The following is a 23,628-nucleotide window of genomic DNA, read 5'->3' on the forward strand; positions in this document are numbered from 1 at the left end:
GGAAACCGTGAAAGTATCAGGCGTAACGGTCCGCAAGCGGCTGATTATCGGAATTGGATTGGTTTCACTTGGCTTTGTCGCTCTCATCGTGCGTCTGGCCTATGTTCAGCTCTGGGAAGGCGGAGAGCTGTCAGCGCAGGCGGAGGAGCTGTGGAGAAGAAATATTCCCGTCACCTCGAAGCGCGGTGAAATATGGGATCGCAATGGTGAGCGATTGGCTTATAATATCAGCTCCCCTACGATTATGGCGGTTCCGGCGCAGGTTAAAGATGCGAAGAGCACGGCAGCTCAGTTGGCGTACGTGTTAGGCATGAAATCGGAAGATGTGGAGCGATTCATTACGAAACGGCAATCTTCGGTATATATCAAGCCGGGAGGCCGCAAAATATCGCTCGAAACGGCACAAAAAGTGCGTGAGCTTAACTTGCCGGGCATCGTTGTTGCAGAGGATAATAAAAGGTACTATCCGTTTGGCGATTTCGCGTCTCACATACTGGGTTTTACGGGCGGCTACAATCAAGGCTTGACAGGCGTTGAGCAGAGATACGACTCCGCTTTGAACGGCATTGCGGGGAACGTGTCGTTCTTGGCGGATGCGGCAGGAAGACAGATGCCGAATTCATCGGAAAAATACGTTCAACCGCAAGATGGATTAAATTTGCAATTGACGATTGACAAGCAGATACAGACAATAATGGAGCGGGAACTTGATCAGGCGATGCTTGATTTGAAGCCGAAGCAGATCGTATCGATTGCGATGGACCCGAACTCGGGCGAGATATTGGCGATGGCGAGCCGTCCAAATTACGATCCGGGAAAATACCAGGAGTATCCCGCTGAAGTGTATAACCGCAATTTGCCGATTTGGATGACGTATGAACCTGGATCGACCTTTAAAATAATTACGCTCGCAGCCGCTCTTCAAGAAGGCAAGGTGAATTTGTACAATGAGCATTTCTTCGATCCCGGCCGCATTGAAGTGGGCGGAGCCAAGCTCCGCTGCTGGAAGAAGGGCGGGCACGGCAGCCAGACCTTTCTCGAAGTGGTGGAAAACTCCTGCAACCCCGGGTTTGTTACGCTGGGCCAACGTTTGGGCAAAGAGACGCTGTTCGACTACATACGCAAATTCGGGTTCGGGCAGAAGACGGGGATTGATTTGAGCGGGGAAGCAAGCGGGATTCTGTTCAAATTAAATCGCGTCGGACCGGTGGAACTGGCTACGACAGCCTTCGGACAAGGTGTATCTGTTACGCCGATCCAGCAAATTGCCGCTGTATCGGCTGCAATAAACGGGGGAAAATTATACCGCCCCCACATCGCCAAATCCTTTCAACACCCGGAAACGGGGATGGTTGTCGATGAAGTGAAGCCGGAGCTCGTGCGTCAAGTCGTGTCGCCGGATACGTCAGCCAAGGTTCGGGACGCGCTGGAGCATGTCGTGGCGCAAGGCACGGGCAGGAACGCCTTCATCGATGGCTATCGAGTGGGCGGGAAGACCGGTACTGCGCAGAAGGTCGTGAATGGCAGATATTCGCCAAACGAGCATATCGTATCGTTCATTGGATTTGCGCCGGCGGATGATCCGAAGCTCGTCATTTATACGGCGGTCGATGATCCGCAAGGCATTCAATTCGGAGGACTTGTGGCAGCGCCAATCGTCAAACGTATTATGGAGGATGCGCTCCATTATATGGGAGTACAGACGCGTGAAAAGCAGGTGTCGCGCAAATATAGATACGATGAAACGCCGATAGTGGCGGTGCCGAATCTGGTAGGCAAGACATTATCCGATATTTACGAAGATATGAATATGAATTTTCAATTAGCGAAATCCGGCACGGGCTCGACGGTCATTCATCAAGCGCCGAAGCCGGGAACCCGGGTAGAGCGCGGATCGACGATTCGCATTTACATGGGACAAGAGACGGAGGAATAAACATGCAACAGTTGCGATTGTCCGAAGCATCTGCACGGATGCTGACTGCGAAATGCAAAGGGGGCGAAGAAACGGTATTCACAGGATTGGCAGTGGATTCCCGTCGCGTGAAGCAGGGCGACCTGTTTTTCTGCATATCGGGAACCGTCGATGACGGGCACCGCTATGCGGAGCGTGCGGTGGCAGCGGGCGCGTCCGCCCTCGTCGTCGAACGGGAGCTCGATCTGCCGGTGCCTCAGCTCATCGTGAAAAATGCGCGTCATGCGCTCGCCGTTCTGTCCGATGCTTTTTATCAGTCGCCTAGCAGGCAGTTGAACTTGATAGGTGTTACGGGTACGAACGGGAAGACGACCATCACTTATTTGATTGAAAAAATATTGACGGATGCGAAGCGCAAGACGGGCGTCATCGGCACGATTCAAATGCGCTACGCGGATCGCGTGCTGCCGATGTCGGGCACGACACCGAATGCGCTCGAACTGCAGCATGCGCTCAGAGACATGGCCAATGAGGGTGTGGAGGCGGTTGCCATGGAGGTGTCCTCGCACGCGCTCGTGCAAGGACGTGTTCAAGGCTGCCGTTTTCGCACGGCCGTATTCACCAACCTGACGCAGGACCATTTGGACTATCACCAGACGATGGAGGCGTATCGCGATGCGAAAGGTCTCTTGTTCTCTCGTCTAGGCAACTCGTTCGCAGATAAGGAAGAAGATCGCTCCTACGCGGTCTTGAACGCAGACGATGCGGCTTCAGCGCATTTTGCCGAGCTGACCGTAGCCGAGACGATTACGTACGGGTTGTCTGAGCGGGCCGATGTGCGCGCGGAAGCGATTCGCATAACCGCCAAGGGAACGAGCTTCAAGGTTCATACATTCCGGGGTTCGGCCGATGTACAGCTGCGCATGGTGGGAACATTCAACGTATACAATGCGCTGGCGGCGATAGCGGTCGGCCTCATCGAAGGTATCGAGCTTGACGCAATCCGTGATAGTCTGCAGGAAGTAGCCGGCGTAGACGGACGCGTGGAGTCTGTCGAAGCGGGCCAGCCCTTCTCTGTCATCGTAGACTATGCGCATTCGCCGGACGGACTGGAAAATGTGCTGCAATCGGTGAAGGAATTTGCAGAAGGCCGCATCTTGTGCGTTTTCGGCTGCGGCGGGGATCGGGACCGGACGAAGCGCCCGCTGATGGGGAAAATAGCTGCCAGATATGCCGATTACTGCTTTGTTACTTCGGATAATCCGCGCACGGAGGATCCTGTCCTCATTTTGGGTGACATTGAGGCAGGATTGAAAGAAATGAGCGTGGACCCAAGCCGTTATGAATGTATCGTGGATCGGCGCATGGCCATCGCTAAAGCTATTGAAATGGCAAGCCCGCACGATGTAGTATTGATTGCGGGGAAAGGCCACGAGACGTATCAAATCATCGGAAAAGAAACGTTTGACTTTGATGATCGCTTGGTGGCAAAAGAAGCGATAAGGGGAAAATTTCAGTGATAGAAACGACATTGCAGGAAGTGGCATCCCTGTGCGGCGGAACCTTGGCGGTACCTGCTTGCGGGGGATATATCATCAAAGGGGTTAGCACCAATTCACGCAGCATCGCGCAAGGCGCCTTGTTCGTGCCGCTCCGGGGCGAACGGTTCGACGGCCACCTTTACGCGGATCAAGCGCTCAAGGGCGGAGCCGCGGCTACGCTGTGGCAAGCCGATCAACCGAACCCGCCTAAGGCTGCCGTTATCGTAGAAGATACGTATACTGCGTTGCAGCGGCTCGCATCCGGTTATCTAGTGAAGCTGGACGCGAAGGTGGTCGCTGTGACAGGCAGCAATGGCAAGACGACAACGAAAGATTTAATCGCATCCGTCTTATCGGAACGATATAAAGTGCATAAAACCGATGGCAACTTCAACAACCATATCGGACTTCCTTTAACTGTTCTGTCCATGCCGCATGATACAGACATTGCCGTGCTAGAAATGGGCATGAGCGGCCGCGGTGAGATCGAGCTGCTCTCGAATATTGCCCAGCCTGATGCGGCCGTCATTACGAATATTGGCGAAGCGCATCTGCTGCAGCTCGGTTCGCGTGAAGAAATCGCGCGTGCAAAGCTGGAAGTATTAAGCGGACTGAGAGAGGACGGCTTGCTCGTCTGTCATGGCGACGAGCCGCTAATCGACCTCGTCCTGTCCGAGCCGGAGACGAAGCATCCCGAACGGATGCGGCTTCAGCGCTTCGGCATGGACAGCCGCTGCGACATACAGCCGGAACAGGTGACGATGCTTCATGACAGCTCGCTGTTTGCCGTCGCCGCTCCGGATGGACATGACATGACGTCATTCAAGCTTCCGCTCTTGGGACGGCATAATGTCATCAATGCGTTGGCCGCCATTGCGATCGGCCGCCATTTTGGACTGGATGAAGCGCAGATTGCGCATGGCTTGGCACGGGCGCAAGTTAGCGGAATGCGCTTTGAGCGTACCGTAACGGCGGACGGCTGGACCCTATTGAACGACGCTTATAACGCAAGTCCCACAGCCACGCTGGCTGCGCTGTCCGTGCTGGCTGAACTCAAGGGAGGCAAGCGGATTGCCATTCTGGGCGATATGCTGGAACTTGGGCCGGAGGAAGCGCGGCTTCACTACGAGGTAGGTGCTTCAATTGCGCCAGGGAGCATCGATCTATTGCTCACATACGGGGCGCTTGGAGAGGAAATCGCCAAGGGCGCCCTGCAACATTTCCCTGCGGGGGCCGTTTATTCATTTGACGAGAAAGAAGCGCTGAAGGCATGTCTCGTGAAGCATGCAGCCGCGGGCGATATCGTTCTCGTCAAAGCCTCGCGAGGAATGAAACTAGAAGAAGTTGTTAATGAATGGATAAATGTCGAGCATTAGTCGGTGTGGTAACGGGAGGTGTAAGGGTTGGACTTCAAATTGATGTTAATGACAATCGGTGTATCTTTTCTCCTAGCCGTCATATTGGGCCCGTTAACGATTCCGCTTCTGCGCAGGCTGAAGTTTGGTCAACAGGTGCGTGACGACGGTCCGAAAGCCCATTTGAAAAAAGCGGGAACACCGACGATGGGCGGAACGATAATATTACTGGCGTTTACGCTCGCATTTTTAAAATTTTCGGTCATGGATACCGACTTCTATGTGCTGCTTATCGCCACGTTAGGCTTTGGGCTGATCGGATTCCTTGACGACTATATAAAAATCGTCTTTCGCCGTTCTCTAGGTTTAACGGCGCGGCAGAAGCTAATCGGTCAGTTGTTTTGCGCCGTACTTATTTGTATTTTGTTATGGCAATCAGGCCACAGCACGGTTATTTCCATTCCGGGGACCGCGCTCGGACTTGATTTCGGCTGGTTCTATTATCCGTTCATTGTGTTAATGATGCTCGCCGTCAGCAATGCGGTGAATTTCACGGACGGGCTGGACGGATTGTTGTCCGGAACGAGCGCCATCGCTTTCTCCGCGTTCGCGCTGATTGCGATGCAAGCGTCGGAAATATCCGCTGCGGTCAGCGCGGCTGCAATGGTAGGGGCGGTGCTCGGATTTCTCGTCTTCAATGCGCATCCGGCCAAAGTGTTCATGGGGGACACCGGTTCGCTGGGGATCGGGGGAGCTATCGCAGCCATTGCCATCTTGACAAAGACGGAATTGCTCATCATCGTCATCGGCGGCATATTCGTCATCGAGATGCTGTCCGTGATCATTCAGGTCGTGTCGTTCAAGACGCGCGGCAAACGTGTATTTAAAATGAGTCCGATTCATCATCATTTCGAGTTGTGCGGCTGGTCTGAATGGCGCGTTGTCATCACATTCTGGCTTGCCGGCATCGTGCTGGCCGGACTCGGATTATGGATCAACAAGGGGTTGTAACGGATGAATCATCCAGAATCATATGAGGGACAACGTGTCGTCGTGCTTGGCTTGGCCAAGAGCGGCGTACGCGTGGCAAAGATATTTCATGACCGCGGTGCGCAGGTGACCGTAAATGATAAGAAGGAACGCCACATGTGCCCCGAAGCTTCAGAACTGGAAGCTTTGGGCATTTGTGTTGTATGCGGGCATCACCCGGACGAACTCATTGACGAACAAGTCGCTCTGGTCGTCAAAAATCCGGGAATTCCGTATTCTGCACCGCCTGTCATGAAGGCGATCTCGCTTGGCATCGAGGTTGTTACCGAGGTCGAGGTCGCTTATCGTCTAAGTCCGGCGCCAATTGTCGGAATTACGGGGAGCAACGGCAAGACGACAACGACGACTTGGGTCGGCAACATGCTGGAAGCGGCGGGGCTGAAGCCGGTGGTTGCCGGCAACATCGGAACGCCGCTCTGCCAAGCGGCGGAGGAGGTCGAGCAAGACGATATCCTCGTCGTGGAATTAAGCAGCTTTCAACTGAAAGGAACCGATCAGTTCCATCCGCGTGTCGCCTGCCTGCTTAATGTGGCGGAAACGCACCTGGATTATCATGGAACGATGGAGGATTATGTGAGCTCGAAAGCGCGTTTATTTGAAAATATGACCGAGCAGGATGTTGCCGTGCTGAATGCGGACGATGAAACATGCCGCTCGCTCGCTTCGCGGATTCAAGCCCGCAAATGGTGGGTATCTTCAAATAAGCGCGTCGATTGCGGCGTATTTATCGATCCGCCGTACGGCGACGCGGCGGGGAATGACGAATCCCGTCATCTGGTGTATGTCGATGAGCAGGGAATGCCGCATCCAATCGTGCGGGTGCAGGAAATCGGCCTGCCGGGAAGATATAACGTCGACAACGCTCTGGCTGCATGCGCCATCGCGATTGCGGCGGGAGCATCTCCTGATTCATTGGCCGAGCCATTGCGTGCGTTCAACGGGGTTGAGCATCGTCTTGAATTCGTGCGCAAGGACAATGGAGTCGTCTATTATAACAACTCCAAAGCGACAAACACGAAAGCGACACTGATGGCGCTTGAGGCGTTTGACGGCAATATCGTGCTCATTGCGGGCGGGCTTGATCGCGGTCTAGACTTTCACGAATTGATTCCCGTCATGCGAGAGCGCGTCAAGGCCGTCGTCACGATGGGACAGACAAGACGAATTATGGAGCATGTTGCGGCAGAAGCGGGTTTATCCGACATCGCGGTCGTCGACAATATGGATAATGCATCCGCTGCTATCACGAAGGCGGTCCAGCTCGCGCAGCATTATGCGGAGGCGGGCGATATCGTGCTGCTGTCTCCTGCATGCGCAAGCTGGGATATGTTCCCATCGTATGAGGAACGGGGACGAATGTTTAAAGCGGCGGTGCATAGTCTGTAGTAGGGGGGTGTTCAAGCCCCTACATTGTCCAATGAGGTGTCCCGCATGGTCAAAGCACGAACTGCGCCCGATTTGTGGCTCATCGTTTCCGTTCTGTCGCTGCTAGCGATCGGTATTGTCATGGTATATAGCGCAGGCGCCGTTGTGGCGTATCACGATTACGGGGATTCTTTTTATTTTGTCAAACGGCAATTGCTGTTTGCCGTTCTCGGTTTGGTTGCCATGTTCTTTACGATGAACACGGACTATCATGTGTGGAAGCGATACGCTAAAATAGGACTAATTATTTGCTTCGCTCTGCTTGCCATCGTGCTCATTCCCGGAATCGGCAATGTGCGGGGCGGAGCGCGAAGCTGGCTAGGCGTCGGCTCCTTCGGCATTCAGCCGTCCGAGTTCATGAAGCTGGCCATGGTTGTTTTTCTCGCCAAGATGCTGTCGGAGGAACAGTCGAAAATTACGCTGTTCGCCAGAGGACTGCTGCCTCCGCTCGGCATTATGGGAGCGGCCTTCGCCATGATTATGCTGCAGCCGGATCTCGGAACGGGCACCGTCATGGTAGGCGCCTCCCTGCTCGTTATTTTTACTGCAGGAGCAAGAATCAAGCATCTGATGTCGCTCGCGCTCGTCGGCGCCGCCGGGTTTGCTGGGCTTGTGCTGGCAGCCCCGTACCGCCTGCAGCGCATCACTGCCTTTCTCGATCCGTGGCAGGATCCGTTAGGAGCCGGTTATCAGGCGATCCAATCTCTATATGCGATTGGGCCGGGAGGGCTTATCGGGCTTGGTCTCGGAGCGAGCCGGCAGAAGTACAATTACGTGCCCGAGCCACAGACAGATTTTATTTTTTCCATTTTGGCAGAAGAGCTTGGCTTTATCGGCGGCGTAGCCGTATTGCTGCTTTTCCTGATACTGGTCTGGCGCGGCATGAGAGCGGCGATGACCGCTCCCGATACGTTCGGCAGTCTGCTGGCCGCAGGCATCGTCGGCATTGTCGCGGTCCAGGTCATTATTAATATCGGCGTCGTCATCGGCTTAATGCCGGTCACGGGCATTACACTGCCGTTAATCAGCTACGGCGGTTCTTCTCTGACCTTGATGCTAACCGCGCTTGGCATCCTGCTCAACATATCACGTTATGCGAGGTGAACGACATGCGGGTCGTGCTTAGCGGCGGCGGTACGGGCGGACATATTTATCCGGCTGTCGCCATCGCACGGGAATGCGAAAAGAGATTTCCCGACTGCACTTTTTTATATATTGGAACAGAAAGAGGCTTGGAAAGCCGGCTTGTGCCGGAAGAAGGTCTTCCGTTTGCTTCTATCGATATTACCGGCTTTAAGCGCAAGCTTTCCATTGATAATGTGAAGACCGTTATGCGGTTTATCCGCGGCGTTACAAAAGCAAAGGCGATGCTGAAGGAATTCAAGCCCGACGTCGTCATTGGCACCGGAGGCTACGTATGCGGCCCGGTGGTCTATGCCGCGTCCAAGCTTGGCATTCCAACCGTCGTCCATGAGCAGAACGTCATTCCCGGGTTGACCAATTCATTTTTAAGCCGTTATGTTAATTCGGTTGCCGTCAGTTATGAGCAATCCTCACCGCATTTCGGCAAGGCGAAGAACGTGGTGTTCTGCGGCAATCCGCGCGCGACGGCTGTCGTCGAAGCCAATCGGGAGCGCGGCTTCGCGTCGCTTGGCCTGCCGATTGACAGCCGAATCGTGCTGGTCGTTGGAGGAAGCCGTGGGGCGCGGGCGATCAATGACGCGATGATCGGCATGGTGCCGCTGCTCAAGCAGCTGCCCGATGTTCATTTCGTTTATGTGACCGGACAGAATTACTATGAATCGACGCGCACAGCGGTGTTGAAAGCAAGCGAAGCGGTACGCAATCATTTGCATGTTCTTCCCTACATCAGCAATATGCCGGAAGTGTTGGCCGCTACCACGCTCGCTGTAAGCCGGGCAGGCGCATCGTCGCTGGCGGAATTGACGGCGCTTGGCATACCGTCCATACTGATTCCGTCACCGAATGTGACGAACAACCATCAAGAAGCGAATGCGCGCTCCTTGCAGGAGGTCGGAGCCGCCGTCATGATAACGGAGAAACAGCTGACAACCGAAGCGTTGTTCGCCCAAATTAAGACTTTGATGACAGACGAGAAGAAACGCAGTCACATGTCTTCGTGCGCCAAGTCGGCCGGACAGCCAGATGCGGCGGCACGAGTCGTAACTGAACTTGAGCGATTGACGGGCAAGTAAAGCTTGCCCGATTTTTTTGCTCGATTACGATATATCGCGAGAAACGACGAAGAATGATCCATGGTTCACCAGCGTGGGCTCCTGTCACACAACGTGTCACACTAACATAAGATACTCTATACATCGTGACAGTCTCCCTACACCGCTGCTTTGAACGAACGACGGCATGATTCAATGTGTGTGACAGTTGGAGAGGTAAAGGAGGTTCATCATATGCTGCAGCAATTTATTTCCCGATATGCCGAACAGAACTTAGGGACATACAAATGTAATGAGCCGCTTGCGCCGTATACAACCTGGAAGATCGGAGGTCCGGCGGATGTGCTCGCCGAACCGGCCGGCAAGGAGCAATTGATTCAGACTGTCAAGCTTCTGCATGACTTGCAAGTGCCTTGGATGACGATCGGCCGCGGCTCTAATATGCTTATTTCCGATAAAGGAGTGCGTGGAGTCGTCATTCATACGGGATCGGCGCTTGATTATGTCCGTCAGGAAGAACACTTGATTCATGCCGGAGCAGGTTATTCGTTTATTAAATTGTCGGTAACCACAAGCAATTTGGGCCTGGCAGGGCTCGAATATGCGGGAGGCATTCCTGGATCGGTCGGCGGGGCCGTGTACATGAATGCGGGGGCACATGGGTCTGACGTGTCACGAATATTTGAATCTGCTGAGATTGTACTGGACACAGGGGAATTGGTGCGTTACGGAGCGGAAGAGATGCAGTTTGCCTACCGCCATTCTGTGCTGCATGAGAAACGGGGCATCGTATTGGAGGCGACGTTCCGGCTCACGCCCGGAGATCGACTAGAGCTCAAAGCCTTGAATGCATCGTACAAGGATCGCCGGCGGCGCACGCAACCGCTGACATCGGCATGCGCGGGCAGCGTATTCCGCAATCCCCCGGGAGATTATTCAGCCCGGCTCGTCGAAGAAGCGGGGTTGAAGGGATTGCGCATCGGCGGAGCCGAAGTTTCCACGCAACACGCCAATTTCATTGTAAACACCGGGCAAGCAACAGCGTCAGACGTGCTCACCCTGATGGAGCGTATCCAACTAACGATAAAGGACCGTTATGGTGTCGAGTTGGTGCCGGAAGTGTTGGTGGTGGGTGAGCGGTAATCTCGGAGGTGATACATTGGACAAATTGGTGATTGAGGGTGGAAAGCCTCTATCAGGAACCATTCGTATCCATGGAGCGAAAAATGCCGCTTTACCGATTTTAGCAGCCGCGATCCTGGCCGACGGTACCGTGAAGCTCGATAATGTCCCGCAATTACTCGATATTGAAGTAATGCTGAACATTTTGCGCCGACTAGGTTGCCGAGCCGTTCAGGACGGTTACACGGTCACTATGGATTCTGCAGGTGCTCACTCGGCCCATGTGCCGGAAGATTTGATGCGCCAGATGCGCTCCTCTATCTTCTTAATGGGGCCGCTGCTTGCGCGTTTCAAGGAGGTTCACATTTATCAGCCTGGCGGCTGCGCCATAGGCGAGCGCAAGATTGATTTGCATTTGCGCGGGCTGCAAGCGCTCGGCGCTGAATTGGAGCAATGCGGCAACCGCATTACATGCCGCGCGGAGCAATTGGAAGGCGCCGAAATTCATTTGGATTTTCCCAGCGTGGGCGCTACCGAAAATATTATGATGGCCGCGGTGCTGGCCGAAGGAACAACGGTAATTACGAATACCGCGCGGGAACCGGAAATTGTTGATCTGCAGCATTTCCTCAACCGAATGGGCGCCAATATTACCGGTGCGGGTTCAGATACGATCATCGTGACCGGGGTGAAGCAGCTCCGCGGATGTCAATACGAGATCATACCTGACCGCATCGTCGCTGGCACGCTGATGATTGCGGCAGCGGCGACGCGCGGTGCGGTGACGCTCACCAATGCCTATGCAGAACATTTAACGGCATTAATCCATATCTTGCGCCGGGCCGGTGTTCAGATTGCAACGAGTAATGGTATAATTAATGTGACCAGCAGCGGGAGGCCGAAAGCGGTGGAACGAACGGTTACATCGCCGTATCCGGCGTTTCCTACGGATTTACAGTCCCAGCTCATGGTCCTTCTATCGCTTGCCGATGGCGTCAGCGTCATGAAGGAGACCGTATTCGAAGGCCGATTCAGGCATGTGGATGAACTGACCCGCATGGGGGCTGATATTCGCGTAGATTTGAGCTCCGCTTTTGTGAGAGGTGTCCAGTCGCTGTACGGCGCTACGGTGGAAGCAACCGATCTGCGTGCGGGTGCCGCGCTCGTTATCGCGGGATTGGCGGCGCAAGGGCGCACCATCGTGGAGCAGGTGCATCATATCGACCGGGGCTACGATCGAATCGAGCATATATTTAGCCGGCTCGGTGCAAGCATCGAACGCTTTACCCCGGTTCCGAAGTTGGATTTCGCAAATGGATAAACGGCAATTAGGCATTTACCGGGTCCCCTCCTACTGCGGAGGGGATTGCGAGTATTTGCGCCAATGTATATATTAGTAGGAGAGGTTGTTTATGCAACCTCCTTTCAATCGCGATTTTATGTATGATAAGAGAATATGATAAGAGAATATGATAAGAGAACGTTTTTTTACTGTCGATGAAGAAGGGGATGAACCCATTGCAAGCAAGAACGATTCCCCCGCTGCCAGACAAGCCGCAGAAGAAGAAGCGGAAAGCGACAAAACTGATTTGGCTTTTATTCGTCTTATTCATCGTCCTGCTCGGAGTGCTGTTCTTCCGTTCCCCGATTAGCAAAATATCGCAAGTACGCTGGATTGGAGAGCATTTTGTAACGAAAGCGGATTTAACCGAAACGAGCGGCCTGAGACCGGGGGAGCCTTTCTTTGGGACAAGCAGCAAGGCCGTTGCCGAGCGGATTCAAGCCAAGTATCCGTTTGTGAAATCGGTGCAGGTCAACAAGCAATTTCCCGGTTCGGTTGAAGTGCATATCCATGAATATGCGGCAGTTGCCTATGAATTGACTGCTGACGGAATGATGCAGGCATGCCTTGAGAACGGCTCGGTCGTCAAGCTTGACGAGCGGCTGAAGACGGTGCTCGAGAAGCCGATGCTCACGCAGTGGGATGGACAGCAAGAGATGAAGTCCAAGCTGAGCAAAGAGCTGGCTAACATACCGAAAGGGCTTCTGGCCGATATTTCCGAGATTCGCTTCTATCCGTCATCCTCCTACCCGGATCGCATTAAGCTGTATACCCGTTCCGGATTCGAGGTCGTAACGAGCGTCGCTTTTTTGCATGATAAGATCGCCTACTTGAGCGGAGTCGTGGAGACGCAGGAGCCAGGCCGCATTACGATGCTGAAGGCCGACTCGTACATCCCGTATTCCAGCCTGCCTGCTTCCGAAGAAGAGGTCGAGCCAGGTTCAGAGGTCGAGGATGCAGCAGATTCAGGCACAGATAGTCAAGAAGCAAACGATAGCGGGACAGAGAACCAGATGGAGCCTGATGCCGAGAAAAACAGTCAAGATGAGTAAAATTTGGAGAAAGAAAAAAACTCTACTCAATAAACGGAAAAAATGCTAGAATAAAGCTTATGGTATTTCCCGTGATCTCCTTCTTTTTTCTTTATGTTTTTATGTATAGTTAAGCCCCTTCATCTATAGCTTCTTTTACATATGGAAGGACTTATCACTAAAAAATTTGTAGAAAAAAGAGGGAATGACTAAACTTTGTTGAATACATACAAAGTGTCCGGGGATACAAACATACCAATTGACTTGGAAGTGGGAGGTGCCACGGGTTGAGCAGCAATGACATCATTGTGAGTTTGGACATCGGTACATCCAAAGTGCGCGCTATCATCGGAGAAATAAACAACGGAACGCTGCAAATCATCGGCGTTGGATCTGCTGACTCAGAAGGTATTCGCAAAGGTGCGATTGTAGATATTGATCAGACCGTTCAATCGATCCGCAATGCAATAGAGCATGCGGAACGAATGGTCGGCATTGAAATTACGGAAGTATACGTAGGCATATCGGGCAATCATATCGGCTTGCAATCGAGCCATGGAGTTGTAGCGGTCTCGAACGAAGACCGTGAAATCGGCGAAGAGGATATTGAGCGTGTGCTCAAAGCGGCAGAAGTTATCGCTTTGCCTCCAGAACGCGAGATAATCGACGTGGTCGCAAAGCAATACGTTGTTGACGGATTGGAAGACATTCATGATCCGCGCGGCATGATTGGAGTACGTCTGGAAGTCGATGCAACGATCATCACGGGTGCGAAGACCGCAATACATAATTTACTGCGATGTGTGGAGAAAGCGGGCTTGCATGTCAAAGACCTTGTGCTGATGTCACTGGCCGGCGGACAGCTGGCTTTATCCAAAGACGAAAAAATGATGGGATCGGTGCTTGTAGACGTAGGCGCCGGAGCGACGACGATTGCGATCTTCCGCGACGGAACGCTTACAGCCACGACAACTTTGCCTATAGGCGGTGACTTCGTCACGAACGATATTGCTTACGGTTTGCGCACAATGTCAGACCATGCGGAGAAAGTGAAGCTGAAATATGGATGCGCATGGATTGACGATGCAGTGGAGGACCAAGTCTTCAAAGTGACCCGTATCGGCAGTAATGTAGAAAAAGAATTCAATCAAGTTTTTTTAGCCAACATCATCGAACCGCGCGTACAAGAAATATTCCATCTTGTCAAAAACGAAGTGAAGCGTCTAGGTTTCACGGAATTGCCTGGCGGTTACATTCTATCCGGTGGCACCGTTTCGATGCCAGGGGTGTTGCATGCGGCGCAAGCCGAGCTGCAAACCTCCGTGCGCATTGCCGTGCCTGATTTTATCGGAGTGCGCGATCCCGGGTTCGTCAGTGGTGTTGGGGTATTGCATCATGTATTGCGCTCCGTTCGTCCACGCAGTGCGGGTGGCGCTAAGAAAGCGGCTGCACGGAAGCAAGCTCCAGTTGAATCATCGAACAAGCCGGGCTTGATTGAACGGTTGAAAAATATGTTTAGTGAATTCATCTAGAGGTTGTTCAAAGAGCCCCCTTTTAATCGCGAAGTATACCAATATGTGTTTTCGGCATTGAATCTTGCATTCACTCAATAAGAGGTTATTGCTTTCGAAGTCGTTTTCATGCGAAATTTGTACTTCTCGTGCTGACAAGCGGTCTTTTTGAACACGGATATTTAATAATAAGTTGACTTCATGCCATCCATGCACAATGAAGGGGAGATGGAGAACTGATGTTGGAATTTGAATTTGAGATGGAACAACTAGCCCAAATTAAAGTTATCGGCGTCGGCGGCGGCGGCAGTAACGCGGTTAACCGCATGATTGATAACGGTGTCCAGGGTGTTGAGTTTATTACGGTTAATACGGATGCGCAGGCGCTGCATTTTGCAAAGTCCGAGCATAAGCTGCAGATCGGGGACAAGCTGACTCGAGGCTTGGGTGCCGGAGCAAATCCGGAAGTGGGGAAGAAAGCGGCTGAGGAATCGCGCGAGCTAATAAGCAACACGCTGAAGGGCGCCGATATGGTGTTCGTTACAGCCGGAATGGGCGGCGGGACAGGTACCGGCGCTGCACCGGTCATTGCCGAAATCGCGAAAGAGTGCGGCGCTTTGACTGTTGGCGTCGTCACACGCCCGTTTACATTCGAAGGCCGCAAGCGCCTTACGCAAGCAGAGATGGGAATCGAAGCTCTGAAAGAGAAAGTCGATACGCTCATCGTCATACCAAATGACCGATTGCTAGAAATTGTAGACAAGAAGACGCCGATGCTGGAAGCATTCCGCGCGGCGGATAACGTGCTTCGTCAGGCTGTACAAGGCATTTCCGACTTAATTGCGGTTCCGGGTCTTATTAACTTGGACTTCGCTGATGTGAAGACGATTATGACTGAACGCGGCTCCGCGTTGATGGGCATCGGTATTGCCAATGGCGAGAATCGAGCAGCGGAAGCGGCACGCAAGGCGATTATGAGTCCGCTTCTGGAGACGTCGATCGATGGGGCACGCGGTGTTATTATGAACATCACGGGCGGTTCGAACCTTTCTTTGTATGAAGTCAATGAAGCAGCCGAGATTGTAACAGAAGCTTCCGATCCGGAAGTGAATATGATTTTCGGTGCCATCATCGACGAGAATATGAATGATGACATTAAGGTTACGGTCATCGCAACCGGATTTGAGCATAAGCCTGCGCCAGCCATACCTGGACGTCGTCCATCGTCTGCTGCTGGCGGCAACGAAGCAGCTGATTCACGCTCTGCATCTGCGCTTCGCCCATTCGGCAATCAGTCATCCGGGGATCAGCTGGATATTCCAACGTTTCTGCGCAACCGGCCCCGTAACACGAACAACGATTAATATGATCAATTGATTAATAAAAGCGTTTGCCTGCTATCAGGCAAACGCTTTTGTCGTTCCTCACCCATGAAAGCTATCATCTGGTAACCCTCGACAAAAAAAGTGCCTTTCTTCGCCCACCTTTAGACAGACTTCGGATACGGGTCTCTTTATACTAATTAATAACTTCCCAATAGTTGGCGGCTTATGAAGGGGGGAAGCACATTGACCGTCATCTATGCTGATCTTTTATTCGGTATGAACTTCATATTGGATTGGACCTTGCTCCGAACGACAGCCTGGATGCGGGGGTTCTCCTTTTCAAAATGGAAGGTTGCTGCCGCGACGGGTGTAGGGACGGCTTATGCTGCTGTGTTATTCATACCGTCATACCCGATTCTTTATACGTACGTAGGCAAAATAATTTTCTCTATAGTTATGCTGCTCATTGCGTTTGGATTTCGCAACGTCGGTTTTTTTGTTAAAACAATCGCCGCTTTTTACTTTTCTGCATTTGTATTGGCCGGCGGTGCCGTCGGCTTGCAATATTTATTTCAAGATGCTAGAGGATGGTCGCTCTTTCGCGAGGCCCGGGAAATGTGGAAGAGCGGCGGAACAGAGCTGCAAATGGGTGCTGGCTTCCTCATCGTGGCGCTGCTGGCTTCCTACGCACTATTTCGTACCGTGTGGAAGCAGAGCAAGCGTCAGCAGCAAGTGGCGAGACAATTGGTTCGGCTGGACATTCAAATCGGTGAAATCAATCGGAGCTGCACAGGCCTGGTAGATACGGGAAATCATCTGAATGATCCCTTAAGCGGCGCGCCAGTCATTGTTACGGAGTCGCGCCTATGGGAGGGAGTCCTGCCGGAAGAATGGCTCGAGCGGCTAAAGCAAGAGGAGCCGCTCGACATGCTGCAATCCATTGGCAACTCAGATGGGAGGTGGCCGCTTGATGAATCCAGGCTGCGCATTATCCCCTATCGAGGAGTGAACCAAGGAATGCAATGGATGATTGGGTTGAAGCCAGACTTCATTCAAGTCATTTCCGAGACAGCTAATTATGTCTGCACAAAAGTGATTATCGGGCTGGACGGAGGGACGCTATCCCACGAAGGCGCGTTTCAGGCGATTATCCATCCGGGCGTGATGGAAGCGGCTGAAACCTGCCCGCCGCATTCCGGAACTCCAGAAGCGGCCACGCAAGCTTCGTAGCATATCGAATCAAATAGGACAGCGCATAGAACGTTTGCAAGTGCGTGTTCAGAAGGGGGCTTTTTGAACAACCTCTGCAATCATCGTTACATAGGAACGCGCTGCAGTCTAGACTGCCCTTTCATCACACGTTTATAGGAGGATTGTCGATGCGGTTGAAATGGAAACTAATGATGCAACTCTATTATTATAGGCTGTTGTTCTGGGTCGGACTAAAGCGCGATGAAATCTATTATATTGGCGGGAGCGAGGCGCTTCCGCCGCCACTGACACGAGAAGAGGAAGAATATTTGCTCTCCAAGCTATCTTCGGGAGAAGCGGCAATACGGGCAATGCTGATTGAGCGCAACTTGCGGCTAGTCGTGTATATTGCAAGAAAGTTCGAGAACACGGGCATTCACATCGAAGATTTGGTATCGATCGGCGCCATCGGGTTGATTAAGGCGGTCAATACGTTCGATCCGGAGAAAAAGATAAAGCTGGCCACGTATGCATCGCGATGCATCGAGAACGAGATTTTGATGTATTTGCGCCGCAATAACAAGACGAGAACGGAAGTATCCTTCGACGAACCGCTCAATATCGACTGGGACGGAAACGAGCTGCTGTTGTCCGACGTGCTGGGCACAGAAAATGATACGATTTACAAAAATATCGAAGAGCAGGTGGATCGCAAATTGCTCCACAAGGCGCTCGACAAGCTGAGTGAAAGAGAACGCATGATCATGGAGCTGCGATTCGGTTTGGCGGATGGGGAAGAGAAGACCCAGAAGGATGTTGCCGATCTCTTGGGCATTTCCCAGTCTTATATTTCCCGGCTGGAAAAGCGGATTATAAAGCGTTTACGCAAAGAATTTAATAAAATGGTGTAGCCTGAATATGTCTATGAGCACCGCTGTTTTTTGTCATTTCGGGTCAGTAAGCGAATGGGATGCAGGAATAAAAATGATCCCCGGGGAGATAATGTACATTAATGTTTCTCCCTGGGAGGTAGTCACGAATGACCCGAAACAAAGTCGAAATTTGCGGTGTCGATACATCGAAGTTACCCGTGCTCACTAACGCCGAAATGAGAGAATTGTTCGTGTCTCTGCAGGAACGAAACGACCGTTCGGCTCGGGAAAAGCTGGTCAACGGTAACTTGCGCCTTGTCCTTAGCGTTATCCAACGCTTTAATAACCGCGGAGAGTTCGTCGATGATCTATTTCAAGTCGGCTGCATCGGATTGATGAAAGCCATCGACAACTTTGACCTGGGACAGAACGTCAAATTCTCAACCTACGCGGTCCCGATGATTATAGGCGAAATACGCCGGTACCTGCGGGACAACAACCCAATTCGGGTGTCACGCAGCTTGCGGGATATCGCGTACAAGGCGTTGCAAGTTCGTGATTCCTTGACGAATCAGAATTCGCGGGAGCCGACGATCAATGAAATCTCAGAGGCTTTAAACGTTCCCAAGGAAGACGTCGTATTTGCGCTTGACGCGATTCAAGACCCCGTCTCGCTGTTTGAACCGATTTATCATGATGGCGGCGATCCGATTTATGTGATGGATCAGATTAGCGACGATAAGAACAAAGACGTGTCTTGGATCGAAGAGATTGTGCTTCGAGAGGCGATGCGTAAACTGAATGAGCGCGAGAAGATGATTTTATCAATGCGTTTTTTTGAAGGAAAAACTCAGATGGAAGTTGCAGATGAGATTGGCATTTCGCAAGCTCAAGTATCACGACTCGAAAAATCCGCTATTAATCAAATGCAGAAGCATGTTCGAACTTAACCCTTTATGTTAAGTTATGCTTACAGCCGACCGCTTAGAAGCGTCGGCTTTTTTTTACGTTTAGGGACACTGCCCGGGCGTAGAGGCGGGGCGAGGAAATGCGTCGGCTGAGCAATGTGTGTCTACAGGAGGTTTTATGCCTCGGAAATGTTAATCGCGGATATAAGGACATTTTGCCCGAACGATACATATACTTAAGTATAGGAGTGCACGTTCAAAAGAGGTTTTTTTAAACAAGCTTTACAAAGCAAGGTCAAATCCAATGTGTCGTGGTGAATGCTATGAAAATATCCGATTTCCAAACGAAGGATGTCATCAATATTGTAGACGGGAAAAAACTAGGGCAAGTTAGCGATGTAGAACTCGATTTAAAGCAGGGGCGCATTGATTCCATTGTCGTGCCCAATTACAGCAAGTTCCTAGGCGTGTTCGGCGGAGGCACGGAACTGGTTATTCCCTGGCGTAATATTGTCAAAATCGGGGCGGACGTTGTGCTCGTCAAAATGGAGGAGACGAAGACGATTCGTGCCGAGGAGTATGAGGACGTGGCGTTTCAGCACAAAACATAGGCTTAGAGGGGCTGTTTATGGTACACTGTACGTTGAGGTGAACAACGATGGAACCTTTTGTGCTTCAGCGAAAAAAACATAACGACGGGCCTGTGCTGCTAGAACTGAAAGGGTGGACGGATGCATATCCGGCATTGACCGCAGGCTTCACGACACGCAGTGGAGGGGTCAGCGAAGGTGGCTGCGGTTCATTGAACTGCGCGCTCCATGTTCAAGACGATGAACAGCATGTAATTGTGAATCGTCAGCGTGTCGCTGAGGCTAGCGGTATGCCATTCGATGCATGGACATGCGCGGAACAAGTGCATGGCAACCATGTGCATATTGTAACGTCGGACGAACGCGGCAGAGGGAGATTGAATCGGGATGATGCGATTCAAAATGCGGATGCTCTGGTTACTGATGTAACAGGGGTCATGTTGACATCGTTCTATGCCGATTGTGTCCCGCTCTTGTTCCTTGACCCGGTGCAGCGGGTTGTCGGACTTGCTCACGCAGGGTGGAAAGGGACGGTAAGCAAAATCGGGCCGGCGACGATACATACAATGATGGCGAATTACGATTGTCGACCTGAACACATTCGTGCAGCGATAGGTCCATCCATCGGACCTTGCTGCTATGAGGTGGACGAGCGTGTCCTGGCAGAGGTGAATCACGTGTTCGCGGCTTGTCCGGAGGCGAGGGCGCATGCGGATACGATCATTCGTCCCACGGCGCCGGGACATGCCATGCTGGATTTGCGGGAACTGAATCGACAATTGTTGAACCAAGCAGGAATTTTGACAACAAATATCGAATGTACTAGTTGGTGTACCGGTTGCCATACGGATATGTTCTTCTCCCACCGCATGGAGGGGGGTGCAACCGGACGCATGATGAGTTGGATTGGTTGGAGGATGACATGATGACGCTGCAGCACCGAATACAAGCTGTAGAACAACGCATACAAGCGGCATGCGATCGAAGCGGCCGCAAGCGAGACGAAATTCAAGTGATTGCTGTGACGAAATATGTGTCGCTTGAAGCAACGGGAGAGGCGATTCGCGCCGGCTTGCCGCATATCGGCGAGAATCGTTGGCAGGATGCGGAAGCGAAATGGAAAGCTTTCGGCGCGGAAGCGACTTGGCATTTTATCGGTTCATTGCAAAGCAACAAAGCGAAGGACGTTGTGGGCAAGTTCGCCTATATTCATTCCTTGGACCGCCTTTCTCTGGCACAGGCCATCGAGAAACGGGCGGCTTCACTGGAAGAACGCGTGCGCTGCTTTATCCAGGTGAACATTTCGGGTGAAGATACGAAGCAAGGGTTGCCTCCAGCGGAGGTGCCGTCGTTCTTGGAACATTTGCGCTCGTTCCCTCATCTTGAGCCGGTCGGATTAATGACAATGGCCCCTTACGAACTGGAACCGGATGCGACAAGACCCGTCTTTCGCGGCTTAAGGCTGCTGCGTGATGAGCTGGAGGCGGCTATGCCCGTATCGTTACCGCATTTATCGATGGGAATGTCCAATGATTTCGAGATTGCCATCGAAGAAGGAGCGACATGGGTTCGGCTTGGTTCCATCCTGGTAGGGAAGGAAGGGGAAGCGTAATGGGTGTGATGAACCGTTTTATGAATTTTCTCGGACTGCAGGAAGAAGAAGAGATCATCGAACGTGAAAAGATAGCGGACGCCGAAGAGCATGAGCTGGATGCGCCGGTATTCGACCAACGCAAGACTTCATCGAAGGGAGCCAACATTGTGAGCATCCATTCACAAAAAGCGGCTAAAGTGGTGCTCTATGAACCCCGATCTTACGATGAAGCGCAAGAGATCGCTGATCATTTGCGCTCGCGGCGCTCAGTCGTCGTGAATTTGCAGCGCGTGCGCAACGACCAAGCTCTGCGCATTATCGACTTCCTAAGCGGAACTGTCTACGCCTTGAGCGGCAATATATCGAAGATTGGCGGTAATATATTTATATGCACGCCGGAGCATATTGAAATTCAAGGTTCCATTACGGAGATGTTCGCGGAAGAGTTTGACTACAATCAAATGAGGTGACCTGAATTTGGAATACCAGGTGTTAACGTACTTGGGCTATTTATATCAGATATACAGATGGCTCATTATTATTTATATTTTGATGTCTTGGGTGCCTAACGTACGCGAAAGCTTCGTGGGTGAAATATTAGGCAAGATCGTAGAACCTTATTTAGCTCCGTTCCGGCGCATTATCCCGCCGATTGGCGGCATGCTCGACATCTCCCCGATCGTAGCTTTGTTCACGCTCCACTTCGTTTATATGGGCTTGTTTGCGGTCGTTCAATATATTTTCTAATGAATGAGGAAGAATATATTGCAGATGTATTCTTGCCTTATCCTTTCCACAGCTGCGGCGTATCCTTGAACCGGGACATGCCGGTCAAGCTGGGGGCAGAGCATGTAAAGGGCGGCGAATAGCAATGACAGCCAACGAACGTATATACGCTCACTTCCATCCGGATGAACGCGCGTTTGTCGATCGCGCATGGGAGTGGGTGATACGCGCTGCACAGCAGCATGAAGTGCGGCGCACCGATTTTATGGATCCGCGGCAAGCCTTTATCGTATCAACGCTTGTCAACCGTGAACCAGATGTTCAGCTTCTGCTGGAAGGCGGTTATGAGCAAGCTGAGCGCAAGCGGGCGTTAATTGCTCCTGATTATGTTTACGCCGAAGGTGAAGAGATGGGGATAGCCGTCATGGAGATCACGTCGTCTGATCGGAAATGGGACGAGCTTGAGCATGGCGATTTTTTGGGCGCAGTGCTTGGCTTAGGAATAAAACGCGATAAAATAGGCGACATTCACATCAGCGAGGATCGTTGCCATATGCTTATTACCGAGGATATTGCCTCTTTCCTCGATACACATCTTCGGCAAGTGCATCGGGTCAATGTGTTTACGGACGTGCTGCCGCTTTCCGAATTGCGTACCGCCGATGTGGAGCTGAACGTGATGCAGCTCAGCGTCGCGTCGCTTCGTCTGGATGGCATCGTGAGCGATGTATTCAGATTAAGCCGCGCGAAGATTGTCGCTCCCATCAAAGCCGGGCGCTGCAAGGTCAACTGGAAAGTTGAAGACAATCCGTCCGCTCTGCTCAGAGCAGGCGATGTTGTGTCGCTGCAGGGCTTTGGACGCTTTAAGGTCATCGATATGGAAGGGATGACAAAGAAAGGCCGCATGCGGATCACGGTGGGGACGTATGCCCGTTAGGAACATTTGGGAACGGGAGCTTGCAGGATTTCTGCATGAATTTGTCGAACAAAAGGATACGCTCTAGGGTTCGTAATTTTGAGGAGGTGCACATCATGCCATTGACACCACTGGATATACATAACAAAGAATTTGGCCGCAAGCTGCGCGGTTACGATGAGGACGAAGTCAACGAATTTCTAGACCAAGTCATTAAAGATTATGAGGCGGCCATTCGCGAGAACAAGGAAATGCAAAGCCATGCCGCAAGCTTGCAGGAGAAGCTCAATCACTTTGCGAACTTGGAAGAAACGTTAAGCAAGACGATCATCGTTGCCCAAGAAGCGGCTGACGAGGTGAAGAGCAATGCGAAGAAAGAAGCGCAGCTCATCATTAAAGAAGCGGAGAAAAATGCGGACCGCATCGTTAACGATGCGCTCACGAAATCCCGCAAAATTGCGATGGAAGTAGAAGAACTGAAGAAGCAAGCTTCCATCTACCGCGCCCGCTTCCGCACGCTGGTGGAAGCGCAGTTGGAGCTTCTCAGCCAAGATGGTTGGGAAGCGCTTGAACGTGCCGAAGTAAAGGAATTGTATTAACCCTCCTCAAGCCGTGTTTGACATTTATGCCAAAACGCGCTATAACTATGTATTATTCGATAAGTAACCGTACGGTCATGTTCTGCGTCAGCACCATGATGTCGCGCTGATGCAGCCTGATCGCAACATAACAGCAATTCTATGACGGGAACGCGCCGTCACGTCCCTTGTTCTCCAGAGAGTCGGAGATGCTGTGAACCGATGAACAAGCCGTGAGTGGACATCATCCCAGAGAAGTTAAGCTGAACCTTGGCAGAAGCTAGCGCACGCATAGGCTCTAAGCTGAGGCTTAACCGGAACCCTACCGTTATCGAGGGCGTGTATAGAATACACGATCAGAGTGCCGTGCAATGAATGAGGGACAACTTATGTCGATGGGCGGAACAAGGGTGGTAACGCGAGATAACCTCGTCCCTTTAT

22 protein-coding genes are annotated in these 23,628 nt (G+C 52.0%); all 22 read left to right on the forward strand.

The features are described from left to right. Window positions 1–7: 7 nt before the first annotated feature. The 22 genes from JSQ80_RS19510 to JSQ80_RS19615 all read left to right on the forward strand — a co-directional run bounded on the left by JSQ80_RS19510 (window position 8) and on the right by JSQ80_RS19615 (window position 23,208). Window positions 8–1,936, forward strand: a complete 1,929-nt coding sequence (locus tag JSQ80_RS19510) for a stage V sporulation protein D (protein ID WP_206096390.1) — start codon at window positions 8–10, stop codon at window positions 1,934–1,936. Between the two features lie 2 nt (window positions 1,937–1,938). After that, on the forward strand, window positions 1,939–3,435 hold the full coding sequence (locus JSQ80_RS19515; protein ID WP_206096391.1) for a UDP-N-acetylmuramoyl-L-alanyl-D-glutamate--2,6-diaminopimelate ligase: 1,497 nt from the start codon (window positions 1,939–1,941) through the stop codon (window positions 3,433–3,435). After that, window positions 3,432–4,832, forward strand: coding sequence for a UDP-N-acetylmuramoyl-tripeptide--D-alanyl-D-alanine ligase (locus JSQ80_RS19520; protein ID WP_206096392.1), 1,401 nt, complete (start codon window positions 3,432–3,434; stop codon window positions 4,830–4,832). The genes JSQ80_RS19515 and JSQ80_RS19520 overlap by 4 nt, the downstream gene beginning before the upstream one ends. A gap of 27 nt (window positions 4,833–4,859) precedes the next feature. Continuing rightward, a complete protein-coding gene (gene mraY / locus JSQ80_RS19525) occupies window positions 4,860–5,822 on the forward strand; it encodes a phospho-N-acetylmuramoyl-pentapeptide-transferase (RefSeq protein WP_087432630.1) in 963 nt (320 codons plus the stop codon). Between the two features lie 3 nt (window positions 5,823–5,825). After that, window positions 5,826–7,247: a UDP-N-acetylmuramoyl-L-alanine--D-glutamate ligase gene (gene murD, locus JSQ80_RS19530; RefSeq protein ID WP_206096393.1), complete on the forward strand. Its 1,422-nt coding sequence runs from the start codon at window positions 5,826–5,828 to the stop codon at window positions 7,245–7,247. 45 nt (window positions 7,248–7,292) lie between these two features. Continuing rightward, entirely contained in the window at window positions 7,293–8,390 is a 1,098-nt protein-coding gene (gene spoVE, locus JSQ80_RS19535; protein WP_206096394.1) for a stage V sporulation protein E, read from the forward strand. Between the two features lie 5 nt (window positions 8,391–8,395). Continuing rightward, entirely contained in the window at window positions 8,396–9,502 is a 1,107-nt protein-coding gene (gene murG, locus JSQ80_RS19540; RefSeq protein WP_087432633.1) for an undecaprenyldiphospho-muramoylpentapeptide beta-N-acetylglucosaminyltransferase, read from the forward strand. 216 nt (window positions 9,503–9,718) lie between these two features. Then, complete coding sequence (gene murB, locus JSQ80_RS19545) at window positions 9,719–10,624, forward strand: UDP-N-acetylmuramate dehydrogenase (RefSeq protein WP_418888906.1); 906 nt, start codon at window positions 9,719–9,721, stop codon at window positions 10,622–10,624. Window positions 10,625–10,640: 16 nt separating this feature from the next. Next, the gene (murA, locus tag JSQ80_RS19550) at window positions 10,641–11,924 is read left to right on the forward strand and encodes a UDP-N-acetylglucosamine 1-carboxyvinyltransferase (protein ID WP_240463728.1); all 1,284 of its coding nucleotides are present in this window, start codon (window positions 10,641–10,643) and stop codon (window positions 11,922–11,924) included. 188 nt (window positions 11,925–12,112) lie between these two features. Beyond that, entirely contained in the window at window positions 12,113–12,997 is an 885-nt protein-coding gene (locus tag JSQ80_RS19555) for a cell division protein FtsQ/DivIB (RefSeq protein ID WP_240463729.1), read from the forward strand. A 266-nt stretch (window positions 12,998–13,263) separates the two neighbouring features. Next, window positions 13,264–14,508, forward strand: coding sequence for a cell division protein FtsA (gene ftsA / locus JSQ80_RS19560; RefSeq protein ID WP_087432637.1), 1,245 nt, complete (start codon window positions 13,264–13,266; stop codon window positions 14,506–14,508). Between the two features lie 218 nt (window positions 14,509–14,726). Continuing rightward, window positions 14,727–15,851, forward strand: a complete 1,125-nt coding sequence (gene ftsZ / locus JSQ80_RS19565) for a cell division protein FtsZ (RefSeq protein WP_087432638.1) — start codon at window positions 14,727–14,729, stop codon at window positions 15,849–15,851. Window positions 15,852–16,055: 204 nt separating this feature from the next. Further along, a complete protein-coding gene (gene spoIIGA / locus JSQ80_RS19570; RefSeq protein WP_206096398.1) occupies window positions 16,056–17,042 on the forward strand; it encodes a sigma-E processing peptidase SpoIIGA in 987 nt (328 codons plus the stop codon). A gap of 149 nt (window positions 17,043–17,191) precedes the next feature. Then, window positions 17,192–17,914, forward strand: a complete 723-nt coding sequence (sigE, locus tag JSQ80_RS19575; protein ID WP_206096399.1) for an RNA polymerase sporulation sigma factor SigE — start codon at window positions 17,192–17,194, stop codon at window positions 17,912–17,914. 128 nt (window positions 17,915–18,042) lie between these two features. After that, window positions 18,043–18,825, forward strand: a complete 783-nt coding sequence (sigG, locus tag JSQ80_RS19580) for an RNA polymerase sporulation sigma factor SigG (protein ID WP_019420633.1) — start codon at window positions 18,043–18,045, stop codon at window positions 18,823–18,825. Between the two features lie 281 nt (window positions 18,826–19,106). Beyond that, window positions 19,107–19,394: a YlmC/YmxH family sporulation protein gene (locus tag JSQ80_RS19585; RefSeq protein WP_087432641.1), complete on the forward strand. Its 288-nt coding sequence runs from the start codon at window positions 19,107–19,109 to the stop codon at window positions 19,392–19,394. Between the two features lie 47 nt (window positions 19,395–19,441). Beyond that, on the forward strand, window positions 19,442–20,299 hold the full coding sequence (gene pgeF, locus JSQ80_RS19590) for a peptidoglycan editing factor PgeF (protein WP_206096400.1): 858 nt from the start codon (window positions 19,442–19,444) through the stop codon (window positions 20,297–20,299). Next, complete coding sequence (locus JSQ80_RS19595; RefSeq protein ID WP_206097663.1) at window positions 20,299–20,985, forward strand: YggS family pyridoxal phosphate-dependent enzyme; 687 nt, start codon at window positions 20,299–20,301, stop codon at window positions 20,983–20,985. The genes pgeF and JSQ80_RS19595 overlap by 1 nt, the downstream gene beginning before the upstream one ends. After that, window positions 20,985–21,437 carry a cell division protein SepF gene (locus tag JSQ80_RS19600; RefSeq protein WP_087432644.1) on the forward strand — a complete coding sequence of 151 codons (453 nt, stop codon included), beginning with the start codon at window positions 20,985–20,987 and terminating at the stop codon, window positions 21,435–21,437. Before JSQ80_RS19595 ends, JSQ80_RS19600 begins: the two co-directional genes overlap by 1 nt. A gap of 7 nt (window positions 21,438–21,444) precedes the next feature. Further along, the gene (locus JSQ80_RS19605) at window positions 21,445–21,714 is read left to right on the forward strand and encodes a YggT family protein (protein WP_087432645.1); all 270 of its coding nucleotides are present in this window, start codon (window positions 21,445–21,447) and stop codon (window positions 21,712–21,714) included. A gap of 124 nt (window positions 21,715–21,838) precedes the next feature. Continuing rightward, a complete protein-coding gene (locus JSQ80_RS19610) occupies window positions 21,839–22,630 on the forward strand; it encodes a YlmH family RNA-binding protein (protein ID WP_206096401.1) in 792 nt (263 codons plus the stop codon). A 95-nt stretch (window positions 22,631–22,725) separates the two neighbouring features. After that, complete coding sequence (locus JSQ80_RS19615) at window positions 22,726–23,208, forward strand: DivIVA domain-containing protein (protein ID WP_087432647.1); 483 nt, start codon at window positions 22,726–22,728, stop codon at window positions 23,206–23,208. Window positions 23,209–23,628 lie beyond the last annotated feature (420 nt).

This window comes from Paenibacillus apiarius, assembly GCF_017052585.1.
Taxonomy (GTDB): Bacteria; Bacillota; Bacilli; order Paenibacillales; family Paenibacillaceae; genus Paenibacillus_B; species Paenibacillus_B apiarius.

Coding starts and splice junctions, on each gene's coding strand:
- JSQ80_RS19600 (WP_087432644.1), top strand. CDS start 20,985: ATGGGTGTGATGAACCGTTTTATGAATTTTCTCGGACTGCAGGAAGAA.
- JSQ80_RS19610 (WP_206096401.1), top strand. CDS start 21,839: ATGACAGCCAACGAACGTATATACGCTCACTTCCATCCGGATGAACGC.
- JSQ80_RS19615 (WP_087432647.1), top strand. CDS start 22,726: ATGCCATTGACACCACTGGATATACATAACAAAGAATTTGGCCGCAAG.
- sigE (WP_206096399.1), top strand. CDS start 17,192: ATGCGGTTGAAATGGAAACTAATGATGCAACTCTATTATTATAGGCTG.
- murD (WP_206096393.1), top strand. CDS start 5,826: ATGAATCATCCAGAATCATATGAGGGACAACGTGTCGTCGTGCTTGGC.
- JSQ80_RS19595 (WP_206097663.1), top strand. CDS start 20,299: ATGACGCTGCAGCACCGAATACAAGCTGTAGAACAACGCATACAAGCG.
- ftsZ (WP_087432638.1), top strand. CDS start 14,727: ATGTTGGAATTTGAATTTGAGATGGAACAACTAGCCCAAATTAAAGTT.
- JSQ80_RS19585 (WP_087432641.1), top strand. CDS start 19,107: ATGAAAATATCCGATTTCCAAACGAAGGATGTCATCAATATTGTAGAC.
- JSQ80_RS19515 (WP_206096391.1), top strand. CDS start 1,939: ATGCAACAGTTGCGATTGTCCGAAGCATCTGCACGGATGCTGACTGCG.
- spoVE (WP_206096394.1), top strand. CDS start 7,293: ATGGTCAAAGCACGAACTGCGCCCGATTTGTGGCTCATCGTTTCCGTT.
- sigG (WP_019420633.1), top strand. CDS start 18,043: ATGACCCGAAACAAAGTCGAAATTTGCGGTGTCGATACATCGAAGTTA.
- JSQ80_RS19555 (WP_240463729.1), top strand. CDS start 12,113: ATGAACCCATTGCAAGCAAGAACGATTCCCCCGCTGCCAGACAAGCCG.
- pgeF (WP_206096400.1), top strand. CDS start 19,442: ATGGAACCTTTTGTGCTTCAGCGAAAAAAACATAACGACGGGCCTGTG.
- murG (WP_087432633.1), top strand. CDS start 8,396: ATGCGGGTCGTGCTTAGCGGCGGCGGTACGGGCGGACATATTTATCCG.